The 16,804-nt window shown below is 38.6% G+C and carries 13 protein-coding genes and 6 tRNA genes; 5 read left to right on the plus strand and 14 right to left on the minus strand.

All coding sequences use genetic code 11. From position 1 onward, the window contains the following. Nucleotides 1-12: 12 nt before the first annotated feature. The 12 genes from ABVT42_RS08325 to ABVT42_RS08380 form a co-directional block, all read right to left on the minus strand. Nucleotides 13-1,917: a SurA N-terminal domain-containing protein gene (locus ABVT42_RS08325; protein ID WP_353874289.1), complete on the minus strand. Its 1,905-nt coding sequence runs from the start codon at nucleotides 1,915-1,917 to the stop codon at nucleotides 13-15. A gap of 131 nt (nucleotides 1,918-2,048) precedes the next feature. Continuing rightward, nucleotides 2,049-2,125: transfer RNA gene (locus tag ABVT42_RS08330), tRNA-Asp, on the minus strand. A gap of 56 nt (nucleotides 2,126-2,181) precedes the next feature. Further along, nucleotides 2,182-2,257, minus strand: a tRNA-Val gene (locus ABVT42_RS08335). A gap of 16 nt (nucleotides 2,258-2,273) precedes the next feature. After that, on the minus strand, nucleotides 2,274-2,546 hold the full coding sequence (gene hupB, locus ABVT42_RS08340; protein ID WP_353874290.1) for a nucleoid-associated protein HU-beta: 273 nt from the start codon (nucleotides 2,544-2,546) through the stop codon (nucleotides 2,274-2,276). Between the two features lie 237 nt (nucleotides 2,547-2,783). Then, nucleotides 2,784-5,195 (minus strand): endopeptidase La, encoded by a 2,412-nt coding sequence (lon, locus tag ABVT42_RS08345; protein ID WP_353874292.1) that lies wholly within the window; start codon nucleotides 5,193-5,195, stop codon nucleotides 2,784-2,786. 239 nt (nucleotides 5,196-5,434) lie between these two features. Beyond that, on the minus strand, nucleotides 5,435-6,727 hold the full coding sequence (gene clpX / locus ABVT42_RS08350) for an ATP-dependent Clp protease ATP-binding subunit ClpX (protein ID WP_353874293.1): 1,293 nt from the start codon (nucleotides 6,725-6,727) through the stop codon (nucleotides 5,435-5,437). Between the two features lie 143 nt (nucleotides 6,728-6,870). Continuing rightward, nucleotides 6,871-7,491, minus strand: a complete 621-nt coding sequence (clpP, locus tag ABVT42_RS08355; protein WP_353874294.1) for an ATP-dependent Clp endopeptidase proteolytic subunit ClpP — start codon at nucleotides 7,489-7,491, stop codon at nucleotides 6,871-6,873. Nucleotides 7,492-7,619: 128 nt separating this feature from the next. After that, on the minus strand, nucleotides 7,620-8,933 hold the full coding sequence (gene tig / locus ABVT42_RS08360; RefSeq protein ID WP_353874296.1) for a trigger factor: 1,314 nt from the start codon (nucleotides 8,931-8,933) through the stop codon (nucleotides 7,620-7,622). Between the two features lie 261 nt (nucleotides 8,934-9,194). Further along, nucleotides 9,195-9,279 (minus strand) — tRNA-Leu (locus ABVT42_RS08365). Between the two features lie 40 nt (nucleotides 9,280-9,319). Further along, a tRNA-His gene (locus ABVT42_RS08370) sits at nucleotides 9,320-9,395 on the minus strand. Nucleotides 9,396-9,467: 72 nt separating this feature from the next. Next, nucleotides 9,468-9,544 (minus strand) — tRNA-Arg (locus tag ABVT42_RS08375). A gap of 54 nt (nucleotides 9,545-9,598) precedes the next feature. Then, nucleotides 9,599-9,675: transfer RNA gene (locus ABVT42_RS08380), tRNA-Pro, on the minus strand. Nucleotides 9,676-9,848: 173 nt separating this feature from the next. Here ABVT42_RS08380 and folD point away from each other — a divergent pair. Together folD and ABVT42_RS08390 are read left to right on the plus strand one after the other, a co-directional pair. Then, entirely contained in the window at nucleotides 9,849-10,709 is an 861-nt protein-coding gene (gene folD, locus ABVT42_RS08385) for a bifunctional methylenetetrahydrofolate dehydrogenase/methenyltetrahydrofolate cyclohydrolase FolD (RefSeq protein ID WP_353874297.1), read from the plus strand. Nucleotides 10,710-10,969: 260 nt separating this feature from the next. Then, entirely contained in the window at nucleotides 10,970-11,854 is an 885-nt protein-coding gene (locus ABVT42_RS08390; protein ID WP_353874299.1) for a response regulator transcription factor, read from the plus strand. A gap of 90 nt (nucleotides 11,855-11,944) precedes the next feature. Here ABVT42_RS08390 and ABVT42_RS08395 read toward each other — a convergent pair whose 3' ends face one another. Together ABVT42_RS08395 and ABVT42_RS08400 are read right to left on the minus strand one after the other, a co-directional pair. Next, nucleotides 11,945-13,279: a coiled-coil domain-containing protein gene (locus tag ABVT42_RS08395; RefSeq protein WP_353874300.1), complete on the minus strand. Its 1,335-nt coding sequence runs from the start codon at nucleotides 13,277-13,279 to the stop codon at nucleotides 11,945-11,947. A gap of 142 nt (nucleotides 13,280-13,421) precedes the next feature. Then, nucleotides 13,422-14,465, minus strand: a complete 1,044-nt coding sequence (locus ABVT42_RS08400; RefSeq protein ID WP_353874301.1) for a rod shape-determining protein — start codon at nucleotides 14,463-14,465, stop codon at nucleotides 13,422-13,424. Nucleotides 14,466-15,426: 961 nt separating this feature from the next. Between ABVT42_RS08400 and ABVT42_RS08405 the strand changes: the two genes are divergently transcribed. The 3 genes from ABVT42_RS08405 (at nucleotide 15,427) to ABVT42_RS08415 (ending at nucleotide 16,690) form a co-directional block, all read left to right on the plus strand. Beyond that, nucleotides 15,427-15,846: a hypothetical protein gene (locus ABVT42_RS08405; RefSeq protein WP_353874302.1), complete on the plus strand. Its 420-nt coding sequence runs from the start codon at nucleotides 15,427-15,429 to the stop codon at nucleotides 15,844-15,846. Between the two features lie 144 nt (nucleotides 15,847-15,990). Continuing rightward, nucleotides 15,991-16,413, plus strand: coding sequence for a hypothetical protein (locus ABVT42_RS08410; protein ID WP_353874303.1), 423 nt, complete (start codon nucleotides 15,991-15,993; stop codon nucleotides 16,411-16,413). Nucleotides 16,414-16,423: 10 nt separating this feature from the next. Further along, nucleotides 16,424-16,690 (plus strand): hypothetical protein, encoded by a 267-nt coding sequence (locus tag ABVT42_RS08415; protein ID WP_353874304.1) that lies wholly within the window; start codon nucleotides 16,424-16,426, stop codon nucleotides 16,688-16,690. The last annotated feature ends 114 nt before the right edge of the window (nucleotides 16,691-16,804 follow it).

Here is a 16,804-nt window from a genome sequence, read left to right on the forward strand (position 1 = left end):
TTCTACTCAGTCTTACTGAATTAAATTATTAAGATTTTTACTAATCTCTGAGTTAGCTCGAAAATCTTCAATAAATGCAGTGAAATCAGCACTTGAAAAATAGCTACTTAAATAAAGTCCACGCTGTTTCTTAGTAGTTTCATCTGCTTTTTCCCAATCCCCTTCTTCTATACTATTCAACATTAAAATAGTATAGCCTTGGAAGTCCTCTACCAAATCAACGGTAACTTTGCCTTCTTCAGGTTTTGGCATTTTGAAAAAATGCTGATTAGATAAAAATGACAAGCTCGCATTATTTCTTTCTAAAGCTTTCAGCTCTGTCCAAGATAACTTTTTCTCTGCAAGCAGTGCATCGATTGATTCATTTGCTTCAAGCTTGGCAATGATACTACTTGCTAATTCTTCAGCAGCCTTTTTAGCTTTTTCTTGTTTCAACGTATTGGTTACTCTTGCTTTCACTTCTTCGAGTGGCTGAATCTTACTTGGCTGATAATCTTTACGGCGTAGTACAATGACATGGCTATCACTGATTTGAATTGGCTCAGAATTAAGTAATGAGTCTTTAACACTCACACTAAATGCAGCATCTTGAACTTCTTGATTAGCAAAAATCCCTTCTCGACTTGACCGGCCAAACAATGGGCTGTTTTTTACCTCAAGACCAACAGCAATAGACGCCTCATTAAGTGAGTCAGATATTTCAAAGACTTTATTAGTTAAGGTGTCAAGCTTATTGTAGTAAACTTCTTCCGCTTTTGTCTTTTTAAGCTCAGCCATCAACTCATCTTTTACCTGTTCTAGCGGCAGTGCGCTACCTGGAGTCAAGTCACTTAATTTAATTAAATGATAACCAAATTCGCTTTTAATGGGCTCAGAAACATCACCAACTGCGGCCAGTTCAGTCGCTGCTTTTTCAAGCGCCGCATCTAAACTTCCAGCAATCAAAACACCTAAATCACCACCAGTTTCTCTTGTTGGCTCATCATCTGACTCAGTTTTCGCAATATCTTCAAATGTTTCACCACTATCGATACGCTTTTTCAATGACTGGATTTTTTCTAACGCTTCCGCATCACTTCGTTCATCAGTTGTAATCAGAATATGTGAAATTTGTCTTTGCTCATCTGATTTATAACGATCCAGATTATTATCGTAGAATTCTTGAATAGCTTCTTCACTTAGTTCTACTTGAGAAGCTAAGTCAGCCGAATTTAATTCAATATATTCGACAGAAATCTTTTCTTCTTGACGGAATGTTTCCTGGTTATCTTGATAATACTGATTAATATCATCATCAGTTAATTCAATTTGTTGCTTAAATGGTGCACTATTGACTTGTAGTGCTTTACCACTGCGCTTTTGGGCCATAAATTGATAATCGGCAGCTACTTCACTAGGCAAAACAAATTCGCTGTCTAAAACCCCAGTTAACAATTGCTGCGCTACTTCTCGGGTTTCATAATCATTTTTAAATTCTTCTTTACTAATTTGTGAACGAATTAACGTTTGTTCAACTAAAGTTGATGAATATTTTCCATCTAACTGATAATTAGGATCTGATTGGATCACATTTCTCAGTGCATCATCAGAAAGGCGCATTCCCAACTCTCGAGTTGCCTGCTCTCTCACTTTGTAGGTAATCAAACGTTCAAGAACATTTTCTTGGAACTTTCGCTCATCTTCTTCAGTTTTCACATTGGCTTTATAATAATCTGCTTGTTGGGCCTTTACGTTGGCATATATTCGCTGAAAGTCTAGTCTAGAGATGCTTTCGCCATTAACTACAGCAACAGCGTTTGGATCACCTAAAAAGAATGAAGATGTGAAATATCCCGCAAATACGAATGAAATGACGATAGCAAAGATAACAATTTTTACCCAGGGTTTTTGCACCCCTTCTCGAATACTCTCTAACATAGCGTTATGCTCAATGTATGTAATGTATTTGTTAATTTAAATTATTGTGATTACTTGGCTTTTAAAAAATATTCTCTTTTTAAAAAAGCTAAACCTTTTCAATAAAAAACGCGCTCAAGGCGCGCTTTATTTGGCGGAGCGGACGGGACTCGAACCCGCGACCCCCGGCGTGACAGGCCGGTATTCTAACCAGCTGAACTACCGCTCCAATTCTTTTCAGTACCGCATTAGATAATTAATATTGTCTATATTACATCTGAATACTGGTGGGCACTGCTGGGCTCGAACCAGCGACCCTCGCCTTGTAAGGGCGATGCTCTCCCAACTGAGCTAAGCGCCCATCTAAAAATGGAGGACTAGTTTACCGCGTCTTTGAGTCCTTTACCAGCTTTAAATCCTGGTACTCTAGCAGCAGGGATTTCAATAGTCTTACCGGTTTGAGGGTTACGACCAGTTCGAGCAGCACGATCTTTTACAGAAAAAGTGCCAAAACCAACAAGTGCAACCTGCTCACCTTTGCGCAGAGTCTCTGTGATTGAATCAATCATAGCGTCTAACGCACGTCCAGCAGAAGCTTTAGAAATATCGGCACCCGATGCGATCGCATCTACAAGTTCAGATTTATTCACGTAATTCCCCTTTAATTCTTATCAATTAAATTTGAGGGCATAGGGTTAAGAAAACTCTTTTGTATGCCCCTCGCGGGTAACTTTATACCAATGGAGCAAATTACCTGTCAAGCAACAAATACGCCCATTCCCCTAAAAACATAGGGTCTTGTTCAAAATACCATCATCATATAGCGATAAATTATTAATCGCTATTAATAACTGTACATAATAAATTATGGCATAACACTCAAAACTCTAATGAGGTTTTACCGCACTTTTTCGAGATTTACCACTAGTCATAGATTTTTTAGGCTTTGCAGCTGTTTTTTGTGCACCTGTTGATGGCGTTGGCATACTAACTAATGATTGAGCCAAAACCTCATCGATCCATCTGACCGGAATAATTTCAAGATCACCAATTATATTTTGCGGAATCTCATCTAGATCGCGCATATTTTTACTGGGTATTAATACCCGTTTAATCCCCCCACGATGAGCAGCTAAAAGTTTTTCTTTTAAACCACCAATAGGCAAAACTTCTCCACGTAAAGTAATCTCTCCCGTCATTGCCACATCTCTTCGCACAGCAATTCCTGTAAGAGACGAAACTAAAGCGGTACAAATCGCACTGCCAGCGCTCGGACCATCTTTAGGAGTAGCGCCTTCGGGCACATGCACATGAATATCTTTAACCTGATAAAAATCATCATCAATTCCAAGCGAATCGGCACGACTTCGAACAACGGTGATTGCAGCTTTAACCGATTCCTGCATAACGTTACCCAGCTGGCCTGTTGATGTTGCTTTGCCAGTTCCACTGGTTACAGCAGACTCAATGGTTAATAAATCACCACCCACCTGCGTCCAGGCAAGACCCGTTACTTGGCCAACCTGATCGTTCTCCCCTGCGCGGCCAAAGTCGAATTTTTCGACACCAAGATACTTACTCAGATTTTTAGCATTTACTTTAATTTGAGTTTTTGATTTATCCATCATTAATTGTTTCACAACTTTTCTGCAAATTTTTGAAACTTCACGCTCCAAACTTCGCACGCCTGCTTCGCGCGTATAGTAGCGAATAATGCTCACTAAAGATGACTCAGAAATTTTTATGTCTTCTTCCTCGAGACCGTTTACTCTTTTCTGTTTTGGTAACAAATAACGCGAAGCAATATTTAATTTTTCATCTTCGGTATAACCCGATAAATGAATTACTTCCATTCGATCGAGCAAGGGTCCTGGAATGTTAAGTGAGTTAGCCGTACATACAAACATCACTTCAGATAAATCGTAATCCACTTCAAGATAATGATCATTAAAGCTTGAATTTTGTTCAGGATCGAGAACTTCAAGCAAAGCTGAAGCGGGATCACCTCGCATATCCATTGCCATCTTGTCGATTTCATCAAGTAAAAACAGTGGATTTTTTACTTTGCATTTACTCAGTTTTTGAATAATTTTTCCTGGCATTGAGCCAATGTAAGTACGTCGATGACCTCGAATTTCTGCTTCATCACGAACACCACCTAGTGACATGCGAACAAATTCACGTCCCGTGGCCTTAGCAATTGATTCACCTAGCGATGTTTTTCCGACACCGGGAGGACCAACCAAACAAAGCACCGACCCTTTTAGTTTTTTAACTCTTGTTTGAACAGCAAGAAATTCTAATATACGTTCTTTAACTTCTTCCAGTCCATAGTGGTCAGTTTCCAATACTTCATGGGCTTTTTCAATATCACCAATAAGTTTTGAGCGTTTTTTCCAAGGAATACTCAGCATCCAGTCGATATAACCACGAACAACCGTCGCTTCGGCAGACATGGGCGACATCATTTTTAACTTTTTTATTTCTGATTCAGCTTTCTCTTTCGCTTCTTTGGGCATGCCAGCGGATTTAATTTTAGTCTGCAACTCTTCAATGTCAGATACACCATCATCATCACCCAACTCTTTTTGAATAGCTTTTATTTGTTCATTCAAATAATAATCTCGTTGGCTTTTGTCCATTTGTTGCTTAACCCGACCACGAATCTTTTTCTCAACGTGGAGTAAATCAATCTCTGACTCCATCATCCCCATTAAATATTCGAGCCGTTCAGCAACATTAACAATTTCAAGTGCTTTCTGTTTTTCTTCAATTTTTAAAATCATGTGAGCAGCAACAATATCTGACAACTTTTCAGAATCTTCAATAGCTGACACTGTATTTAATACTTCAGGAGGAATCTTTTTATTTAATTTGATGTAGTTTTCAAACATCGCCTTAACAGAACGGGTTAATGCACCTTTCTCTGCTTCAGGCGGCTGCGTTGATTCGATTGATTCATAGTTCGCCGCCAGAAAACCTTCTGCTGGAAATAACTCGGTTATTTCTGCGCGACCAACACCTTCAACTAATACTTTGAGATTACCATCAGGCAATCTCAGCATTTGCAAAATATTCGCCACACAACCATGTTGAAATATATCAGTAAATTCAGGATCATCATTATTTGCATCTTTTTGAGCAACCAACAAAACGGAATTTCCGTTATCCGATGCATACTCAAGTGCGTTAATTGACTTTTCTCTACCGACAAACAAGGGAATAACCATATGCGGAAATACAACAACATCACGCAAAGGTAACACAGGGATAAAGTCTTGACTTGTCAATGTGGACATAAATTAATCTCTTAACTATTAATGAAGTGCAGCCTTTCACTTCTGCAATGATTTAAGTACAGCAAATTGACTTTAAGTCAATCACTTATTTGCTGTGAAACTCACGACTAACTTATCCAAAAAACCAGAAATATACTGGTGTTTGGTTGAGTTGATTAAGCACTATATAGGGTCTTGAAATGAGTAAATCAATTGTTAAGGCAATAAAAAACTGACAATCCGTCAGTTTTTTATTTAAATTAATTATTTTTTGTTGCTGCTTTTTTCTCTTGGCTCTCATAGATAAGCAATGGTTCCGACTCACCATCAACAACTGCAGCGTCAATTGCGATTTTAGTAACACCTTCCATTGAAGGTAAATCATACATTGTATCTAGTAATACCTTTTCTAGGATTGAGCGTAAACCGCGAGCACCAGTTTTGCGTTCCATCGCTTTTTGTGCGACAGCTCTCAGTGCATCCTCTCTAAACTCAAGCGTAACGCCTTCCATCTCAAACAATTTTCCATATTGTTTTGTAAGCGCATTCTTTGGTTTAGATAAAATTTCTATCAGCGAATCTTCATCTAGCTCTTCAAGCGTTGCAACAACAGGTAAACGACCAACAAATTCGGGAATCAGACCATACTTAACTAAATCATCAGGCTCTATATCTTTAAAAATTTCACCGATATTTTTGGTCTCATCTTTACTTCTGACTTCTGCCGAGAATCCAATACCTGAACGCTCCGAACGATCACGAATGATTTTATCCATACCGGCAAATGCACCACCACAGATAAATAGAATACTACTGGTGTCAACTTGTAAAAATTCCTGCTGTGGATGTTTTCGTCCACCTTGAGGCGGCACAGAAGCAACAGTTCCTTCGATAAGCTTTAATAGTGCCTGCTGCACTCCTTCACCCGATACATCTCGAGTAATCGAAGGGTTATCAGCTTTACGAGATATTTTATCTATTTCGTCAATATAAACGATACCGTGCTGTGCTTTATCGACATCGTAGTCACACTTTTGCAGTAACTTTTGAATGATGTTTTCAACATCTTCACCAACATACCCGGCTTCAGTAAGGGTTGTTGCATCTGCAATCGTAAAAGGAACATCAAGTAATCTTGCCAGCGTTTCAGCCAAAAGCGTCTTACCACTTCCAGTTGGACCAACAAGTAAAATATTACTTTTACTTAACTCAACATCATCAGTACTTACGCTACTATCAGTTTTTAATCGCTTGTAATGGTTGTAAACAGCAACTGAAAGCACCCGCTTAGCAGCAGATTGACCAATGACATATTGGTCTAATATATCATTGATTTCTCTAGGAGTCGGTAGTTTGCTTGAATCGGTATCAGGTGTAATATCCTGAATTTCTTCACGGATGATATCGTTACATAACTCAACACACTCATCACAAATAAAAACTGACGGCCCAGCGATCAGTTTACGTACTTCATGCTGACTTTTACCACAGAAAGAGCAGTAGAGAAGTTTACCACTGTCATCACGCCCACCCGATTTTCTGTTTTCACTCATTAGCTTTCCTTTACAATCTCATTCTAACAATTGCTGCTTATTTAGTCTTACTTATACAGCTTAGACCTTTATCAAATATTTTGTCGATAGTTAATTTATTATTTCAACAATATTATCTACAAAAATTTTTAAAGAGCGACCTATTAACCTCTCGTGCTTATTACACTATCAACAATACCATAGGTAGCGGCTTGTTCAGCACTCATAAAATTATCCCGATCAGTGTCTTTTTCCAATTCTTTTAATTTTTTACCGGTATGTTTGGCTAATATTCGATTAAGTGTCTCACGCATTTTCAAAATTTCTTGTGCATGAATTTCAATATCAGAAGCTTGCCCTTGAAATCCACCTAAAGGTTGGTGAATCATTATTCGCGAATTAGGCAAAGCGAAGCGTTTTCCTTCTGCGCCACCGGCTAATAAAAAAGCTCCCATGCTGCAAGCTTGACCGATACATAAGGTGGAAACCGAAGGTTTTATAAATTGCATTGTATCATAAATCGCCATTCCCGCAGTGACAGAGCCACCCGGAGAATTAATATAAAGCGAGATATCTTTATCTGGATTTTCTGATTCTAAAAATAACATCTGAGCAACAATCAAATTCGCCATATGGTCTTCAACCTGGCCAACTAAAAATATAACTCGTTCTTTTAATAGTCGGGAATAGATATCATAAGAGCGCTCTCCTTTCGCTGTTTGTTCCACAACCATCGGAATCAGACCAAGTGCCTGAGTTTCTATATCAGAGCCTGCTTTTATCATTATGGTGTCCTTAATTTTTACTGGGGATAAAACCAAAAAACCGGTATGTCACTACCATAGCTAACATTGGGGTTAACTATAGCAGTTTCAATACCGGGTTTGTAAATAATAAAAAACTTTATTTTAATTTATTCGTCTTCTGAAGATTCTTTTTCAGGATTCATAACCTGATTAAAAGTCTTTGATTTTTCAGTAACTTTTGCTTTTTCTTGAATGAAAGCAATTACGTTATCTTCAAGAACTAATTGTTCTACTTCGTTCAGTCTATTCTCATCAGAAAGATAATAGTTGATGACTTCTTCAGGTTGCTCATAAACTGATGCCAATTCTTCAAGTTTAGCTCTAACAGCATCTTTATCTGTTGTGATTTTATTCTGTTTAATAATTTCACCAACAATCAAGCCTAATTTGACACGTTTAACCGCCTTGTCTTCAAACAATTCTGAAGGAAGGTCCGGTAAATTAGCCATTTGACCACCAAATTGTTGCAATGCTTGGCGCTTTAACACATCGATCTCTTGATCAATCATTGCACGTGGTACTGCGAAATCATGCTCTTCAACCAAGGCATCCATCACTTGCTCTTTAACCTTTGATTTAAGCACTTGATTGAGTTCACGCTCCATGTTCTTGCGAATATCATTTTTCAATGTTGTCACATTGGCATCTTCAATTCCTAATTTTTCAGCCAACTCGCCCATTTTCAGCGTATCTTTCTTGTTGACCAAATTAACTTTGGTTGCAAATACTGCTTCTTTACCAGCAACATCTTTATTTTGATAGTCTTCTGGGAATGTTACTTTGACTTCCAATTCATCCCCGGCTTTAGTACCAGCCAACTGCTCTTCAAAACCCTGAATCATTTGGTTTGAACCTAAAACAAGGTTAAAGCCTTCAGCTTTACCACCTTGGAACTCTTCCCCATCGATGGTACCGGTAAAGTCAATATTGATTTGATCGCCATCTTTAGATTTGCGCTTAACTTCTACCCATGCAGCTTGCTGATCACGAAGCGTGTCGAGCATTGTGGTCAAATCATCATCACCAACTTCTGCTGTAACTTGCTCAATAGTAATATTAGATAAGTCTTTCAACTCGACTTCGGGATAGATCTCAAAAGTTGCAGTGAACTCTAAATCTTTGCCTTCTTCCATAACGACAGGTTCAATATGTGGCGCACCAGCGGGCTGCAGTTTTTCTTGTATAACAGCTTCATAAAATGAACGCTGCATAACTTCTGAGACCACTTCTTGTCTTACGTGCTCACCGAAACGCTTTTTGATTACTTTGAGCGGAACTTTACCGGGTCTAAAACCATTTATTCGTTGAGTTTTAGCGAGTTCACGCATTCTTGAGTCAGCGACATCATCAACTTTGCTGGCAGGAATGCCAACTGTTAGTTTTCTTTCTAGGCCGCTTGTGGTTTCAACAGAAACTTGCATTTGACTGCTCCAATAGAATTTTACCTGTCAATAATCTACCTTTAACTTACTGTCGTTACAACGTAATGGCAATAAGTTACAATAAATTTTTAATGACTATCGCTAATATTCTAATTTAGAAGGGAGGTTGCTGGAGCTTTATTGATGAGAATATTTCTCACTATTATATTTGGCTAGCACCAAAGCTCAGGCGACCACCAACTAGCTCAAGCCAGAAAAATCTGCAATTTAAAACCAGGTAGATTTCTGAGTTTTACAAAGTGGTGCGAGAGGAGAGACTCGAACTCTCACGCCGCAAGACACTGGAACCTAAATCCAGCGCGTCTACCAATTCCGCCACTCTCGCACTTTGTAAAAGGGTTATTTACCCAACTTCTTTTTTAATATGGGGTGGACGATGGGGTTTGAACCCACGACCACCGGAATCACAATCCGGGGCTCTACCAACTGAGCTACGTCCACCATAAAGCCTTTACAAGGAATACACTTTTCTGCGTATTCTTTTAGTCCAACGAAATACCTACTGAGTCGTAATGGCACGCCCGGCAGGATTCGAACCTGCTACCCTCGGCTTAGAAGGCCGATGCTCTATCCAGATGAGCTACGGACGCATTGTTTCGCAGGAACCCCTTGTTGCTATATTCATCATACACACAACAATAAATTGGTCGGGGAAGAGGGATTCGAACCCCCGACATCCTGCACCCAAAGCAGGCGCGCTACCAGACTGCGCTATTCCCCGAATCCTTACTTTACAAAGTCGCCTTTGCAAAGAGCGCGCATGATACTGACTAAAGTGATTCTCGTCAATATAAGAATAATAAATATTTTATAAAAAAACATTTTCTTGGCAGATTATGCGACAATTGAGAAAATACGCAATATAACTTATTTTTATGGCTGGTAAAGACACTTATGACTGCTCAAATCATCGATGGTAAAAAGATATCTGCAGATGTTCAGGCAAATATCAAACAACAAGTAGAAAAGCGGCTTCAAAAGGGTTTACCTGCCCCCGGGTTAGCCGTAATTCTGGTCGGTGAAGATCCCGCATCACATGTTTATGTAGGTAAAAAAGTAGATGCTTGCGCTCGGGTAGGCTTCGAATCAAGAAAGCTAGTGTTTGATGCAACCATCAGCCAACATGATTTGGTTGAGCAAATTAATCAACTTAATGAGGATCAATCTATTCATGGAATTCTCGTCCAACTACCACTACCTTTGCATCTCGATACCAGCGAAATCATCGAGACAATTAGCGTAGATAAAGATGTTGATGGTTTTCATCCTTATAATGTCGGCCGTTTGATGCAGCGAATTCCTAGACTGCGCCCCTGCACGCCATATGGGGTTATGCAAATGCTTGATGCGATGAATATTTCAGTAAGAGGTCTCGACTGCGTTGTAGTAGGCGCAAGCAATATTGTAGGCCGTCCAATGGCATTAGAACTTTTACTTAGTGGTGCAACGGTCACGGTGTGCCACCAGTTTACACGCGATCTCGAAGCTCAAGTCAGAAAAGCTGAATTAGTCGTTGTTGGGGTCGGAATACCTAATCTAGTTAAAGGTGACTGGATTAAACCGGGGGCAATTGTTGTTGATATTGGCATCAATCGCTTAGAGAACGGAGAGTTAACGGGAGATGTAGAATTTGAAATTGCAGCCGAGAGAGCCAGTTGGATTACCCCTGTTCCAGGTGGCGTTGGTCCAATGACAGTTGCAACGCTCATGCAAAACACTTTACTAGCAGCTGAACTAAACGAAGCAACTCGCTAAGCTATAGACCGTCAATATTGAGCTATGACATTGAGCTGTAGCATTGGGCTGAATTAGTCTAATTATCTACAATATCGATATATTTAAATCTAATTGAATCAAGATTTAAACTAACCTACAACAGATAAAATAGTCTATTTTTAATCCTTGTCAGTTAAAGAGTGTTACTGGCAAGGTATCTTTCAGTTGCATTTTCTGAGTTTACAACTAGTCTTATAATTAAATAAAATTCAAAAGCTTACGCCTTATACAGGTTTTCGATGACGCTAAAATTTCTCATCGTTGATGACAGTAAAGCCATGCAAACTATCGTCAAACGGATATTGATCAGTGCAGGTTTTGAAGAGCACGAATTTCGGTTTCAGAGTAATGGACGTGATGCACTAGAAATCATTCGCACTTGGTCGCCCGACCTAGTGCTACTCGACTGGCATATGCCTGAGATGACGGGCATTGAGCTATTAGAAAAAGTCAGAGAACTCAACTTATCGACCAAAATTGGCCTGATAACAGCGGAGAAAAACAAATTATCTATCGCCAGAGCCATTAAAGCTGGAGCATTATTTGTTATTAATAAACCTTTCACTGCTGAAAATTTAAAAGATAATATTATTCCAGCCTTAACTCAAGGTGGATATGTAGAACCTTTAAGTCTCCTTGATAAACCAATCCTCTTTCCTCCACCAACGGCAATGTCAACAGTGTTGAGTTTGATATGCAATCAATCCATTCAAGTCAGCAAAATTAAACCGCTTACTTTGGAGCAGTTAACCCTACCCTGCACTCTTGCGCTATTTGGTGACTCTAATAAAAAAGTAAAATTACTCCAGCTACTCGAAGCTGATACAAAAGATCGACTGGCAGAAGCCTTTGCTTCAAGTGTTTATCAGAACAAGGCTATTGATGACAAACTATTGGCTAAGGCAACCGTAAGTATTCTCAGTATTATTGCCGCCAATTGTTATAATATCGAAGAAAACCGCGAGTTGACGCTAATAAAAACTTATAATATTCCCAAGCTCGTCGATAAGGTCAACAAGTTAAATCAAGCGGTTGAATCAAGTCGACTAGACCTAAAGTTTGAATTTAATGATGGTCAAATCAGCCATGCAGTTTTTTATCTAGAATCTCAGGGCGGCTATTAGTAAAAACGCAATTGACTAAAAATAACAATGAACAATCCAGAGCGAGAAAACACACGTAAACCAATAAACTCATTGTTACAAGATCCAATCTTATTCTTGTTGATCTACCGCTTCATTACTTTCCAGTTCATTCAACACTTCGATAAATTGTTGTTCCAATAATGCATGCTCACTTTTGAGCCGCTCAAGGGCTCGATTGGCATTAAAGTTTTCATCACTTTCTTTTGAAATCAGCATAAATTGCTGCTCTAACATCTGTTTTTCAAGTTCTAAACGATCCATCTGCTCTTCTTTATTTTCTAATAAACTGCGCAATTCATTTAACTTTTCAATACTTTCTTTATCATCACTATGCTTAGCTAACTGGTTAGTCAGAATATTATTACGAGCTTGAAGTGTTTTGAATTTTCTCGATAAGGCTTTATAGTCTGCACTTAAGCTCATATAGTTACGGTGCATTTGATTTTGGGTGGCCTTACTGGCTTTCATTTGTTCTTTTTGCGCTTGGAAAAGGCGAGCTTTGGCAACAAAGCGCATTAATTGGTCATTCACGTTATCCAAATCATCACGCAGCTTTTTATTCATTAAGTTTGTTTCTGCTAATTCTCTGCGTAAATCACTAATTTCTTTTTCAGACGAATTCTCATATTTAGCCCATTGGTCTTCTAAATCCTGAGCTTCTTGTAAAGTTTCACTCACATTTTTTACAATTTGCTGTGCATTATCAATGACCTTTTTCTCATCTTTTTTCTGTTGTTCATCATCCTCATTAAAAAGTTCTATCTCACCGACAACACCTACCATTTCGCCCAATGAACTATAGCGTTCCTTTAACTCTCTAAGTTTTGCACCTTCAATTTCATTGCCAGTTTCATCTAAATGCTCCTGTAGTCGTTCTAATACCATTTCACCGCCGGTCATATTATAAGCAATCGCATTACGCAGCTCGTAATAGAGATTTTCGAAATCTTCGGCAATGTCTTTGGAGGGATCGGCAAGCTCATTTTCTAGCTTTTGAATTTTTTGCTCTGCCAAATTAGCTTGAGCTTTTGTTTGTTCAATTGATTGGTTTAACGACTCAATGATCTTTGATTTGCTGTCAAGTTGGCTTTTTAATTTATCAACTTGTGCTGAAAGCTGTTGAACTTTTTCTTCTAGCTCAGTCTCTAGCACAGAATCATCGGAATCTTCAACAGATAAAGCTGCAAGCTGACTTTCCAGTGCTTTTATCTGCTCGAGTTGTTGTTGAATGGTAATTCTGAGTCCTTTAGCATGCTTTTTTTCATCCTTAAGTTTAGCTTTTTGTTTTTTAAGCTGCTCCAGCAGTTCATTATTCAGATTATTAAGGTAATAAAAAATAAATCCGGCAACAATTAACAATACCAGAAATATTTCAGCAAAAATAAATAAACTAGATAACGACAATAAACTACCCTTCGAGCGTATCTCTATCACTCTAAAGAATAGCTTAATTTGATTAATAATAATAATTAAAAGCCCGTAATATCAACGGACTAGAGGAAGTATTAAAGATTTAACCTGAAATATTGTGTAAAAGTAGCAATTGTTAGTTTTGCCAGTAAAGGTCACCACCATGTTCTTCAATGGTTTCTAGTACCTTTCCGCCACCGCGAGCGACACAGGTTAAAGGATCTTGCGCAACGATAACCGGTAAACCAGTTTCTTCTAAAAATAATCGATCGAGATCTTTAATCAGCGCCCCGCCACCAGTAAGTACCATACCTCTTTCAGAGATATCTGCAGCAAGTTCGGGGGGAGATTGCTCTAAAACAGAGCGAACAGCGCGAATCATTCCCGCTAGAGGATCCTGAATCGCTTCTAACACCTCATTACTATTGATAGTAAAGCTGCGCGGAATACCTTCAGCTAAATTACGTCCACGGACATCAATTTCCATAACTTCATTCCCCGGAAATGCAGTGCCGATTTCATGTTTTATCCGTTCAGCAGTCGCTTCCCCGATAACAGTGCCATAATTTCTGCGAACATAGTCAATTATGGCCTCATCGAAGCGATCTCCACCAATTCGCACAGAGTCAGATGAAACCACCCCATTTAATGATAAAATCGCAATTTCGGTAGTTCCACCACCAATATCCACCACCATCGAACCTCGTGCCTCACCAACCGGTAAACCAGCACCCACAGCCGCAGCCATCGGCTCTTCAATCAGGTAAACATCACGAGCGCCTGCACCATAAGCAGACTCTTTAATCGCTCGTCTTTCAACTTGGGTAGACCCACAAGGAACACAAATTAAAACTCGCGGAGAAGGACGCATGAAAAAACTGGAATCATGAACTTTACGAATAAACTCCTGAAGCATTTTTTCGGTCACTTCAAAATCAGCAATAACACCATCTTTTAAAGGTCGAATTGCCGTAATATTGCCAGGTGTCCGTCCCAACATAACCTTGGCATCTCCACCGACAGCAGCAATTGATTTGTTTCCACCACGTTCATGTCGAATGGCCACAACTGAAGGCTCATTTAAAACGATACCTTTTTCACGCATGTAAATTAAGGTATTGGCTGTACCCAAATCAATCGATAAATCGGCCGAGAAAAGACCTCTGATTTTGTTAAACATAATTCGGCTTAGTTCCGCATATTCTTTTAGGTTGTTTATATCACTGCTGTTTTCTTACGATGCCGTATAAAACTGCTTTTCAAAACAGATTATCGCTCACTTCCAACCTAAACAGAAGGGTTTAAAATAAATTTCTTATTTTCTATGTCACATTTTCTGACAATTGGTTTACTATCTTCCCAAAATAACCTCAATTAGCTTGTGATATTTTTTAAAATAAATATTTCAGCTTACCCTGTACAATCTATTTTTAATTACTTGCTTTAAGATTCCCGTTCAAATTAAATATTTAAGGAATGGAAGTCATGTATTGCTTATAGCTCAGTGATAGTAACTTAAATATAGCAACTTATATTTAGATTGAGAGTAAATAATTAAATATCAACTTTTGACTTAGCTCAGAGCAAACCCTAATAACCAATCTTCTCCAAAACATAAAGATATTGATGGTACACCAACATTTTATCTATTATTTAAATGAGCATAACCAATAGTAAGCTTTGCCAATAAACCTGATTTATCCCCAATACCTCCGTGTTATACCACTCAATCTAAACATCTTAAATCCGATATTCTTTTAACCACCTCGTTAGTAAATCTAATACTGACAAAAATTTTCATTCGAAACAGTTATAAGCAACCCAAGTCTGATTCGATATCGCAAATAAGTAAATGATTTTGTTAGAAAAATTTGAAAAAAGTCCTCGCTGGACTAAGCTCCAATTAAAATACTAATCTAATAACAGCGGGGCTTTAAAATGAAAACGCTTAAAAGCAATTTACAAAGGTTGATATTAATTGTTTCAATGAGTATTCCTTTTACCGCAGTAGCTGAAGTAACAATCAATGGTTTTGCTTCTATTAGGGCAGGGAAAATATTTGGTTATGAAAATCAAAATCCCGAGATAGGTGACCTATACACAACAGACGACTTACATTTAAGGATGAAAGTCTATTTGCTTTGCAGTTTTCCTCTGATTTGGGTGATGGTTTATCAGCAACAGTCCAACTCATGTCGGAAGGAATTAACGACTTTGAAGTAGAAGCCCGCTGGGCCTATCTATCCTATGAGCTTTCCGATCAGCACACTCTCATTGCGGGTAAACTGGTCAATCCCCTCTTCTATCAATCAGAATATGAAAAAGTGGGCTATGTACATAATTTTGCCCGTCTTCCAAAATCTGTTTACTTTGGATTCGATTTTGCAACAATAGAAGGCGCAGCCATAAATAGTAACTTTCAATTAGGTGAAATCGATTTAGCCACAAAAGTACTATACGGAAGCTGGCGAGGTGAAATTTTTCAAGCAGCAGTCAACGACTATTTTGAATTTGGTTTAAACGATATGGTTTCTTTAAGCTTTGAGTTGAGCCAAAACTAGTGGAAGTTTTTCGCAGGTTATCTAGACACACAAGCGACCGAATCCCCTATAGATGAAGCATTAATCTTTCCCGCAGCTCAACCAGGTATCAATGCATCAGGAGCAAGCCAAGCGGAAATAGATACATTCTTAAGAGGACTGGCCATGAGTGACAAGCCAGGAATTTATTATTACTGGGGAGGGTCAATCAATTACAGTAACTTCATTGTCGATTATGAAGCCTCAGAATACGTGGTTGATAAATCAGCAGATGCCCCCAACGAAACCTACTATATTGCACTTGGCTATCGCTTCTCAGACTATATTGTTACGGTACATACCGAAGAGTTTAAACAGATTAATGACAATGATTTTCTCGCTAAAGTAACCAACCCCATATTAATCAATACAGGACAAACCATACAGTCCGCTCTGGGTACCCGTAATATGAGTATCAACGGCATTACTTTACGCTATAACTTTCATCCATCCGCCGCCCTCAAAATAGATTATTTTAGTGGTGATGATGAGCGCCCGAATGTAGGCGATTTCAAGTTTTTTTCAATTGGCGTAGATCTAATTTACTAAGGAGACGATAATGAAAATAGTCAAACTAAGCTTAGTAGTCATCTCCTTATTAATTGCCACAGCGGCATACGGAGAAGTAGCAGTTATTGTGCACCCATCAAATACTGCGGATATTTCAACAACCGACATATCGCGGATTTTTCTGGGAAAGCTCAAAAAGTTTTCAAATGACTCAACCGCAGTGCCAATCAATCAGAATGAAGGCACAGCCATAACTGATGAGTTCAATCAAAAATTACTTCAGAAAACAGCAAGTCAACTGATTGCATTTATTTGAATCGGCGTTGATAATCTGCTGTTTCAAAAGTATGGCAAACTATCATTTTTAAAGTTTTTCTTTCGTCAACTAAAGCAAACCTTTAGCGGTTAATTACATTATTTTCATTAAAAC

It is taken from the genome of Aliikangiella maris, from assembly GCF_040719265.1.
In the GTDB taxonomy this organism is placed as follows: Bacteria; Pseudomonadota; Gammaproteobacteria; order Enterobacterales; family Kangiellaceae; genus Aliikangiella; species Aliikangiella maris.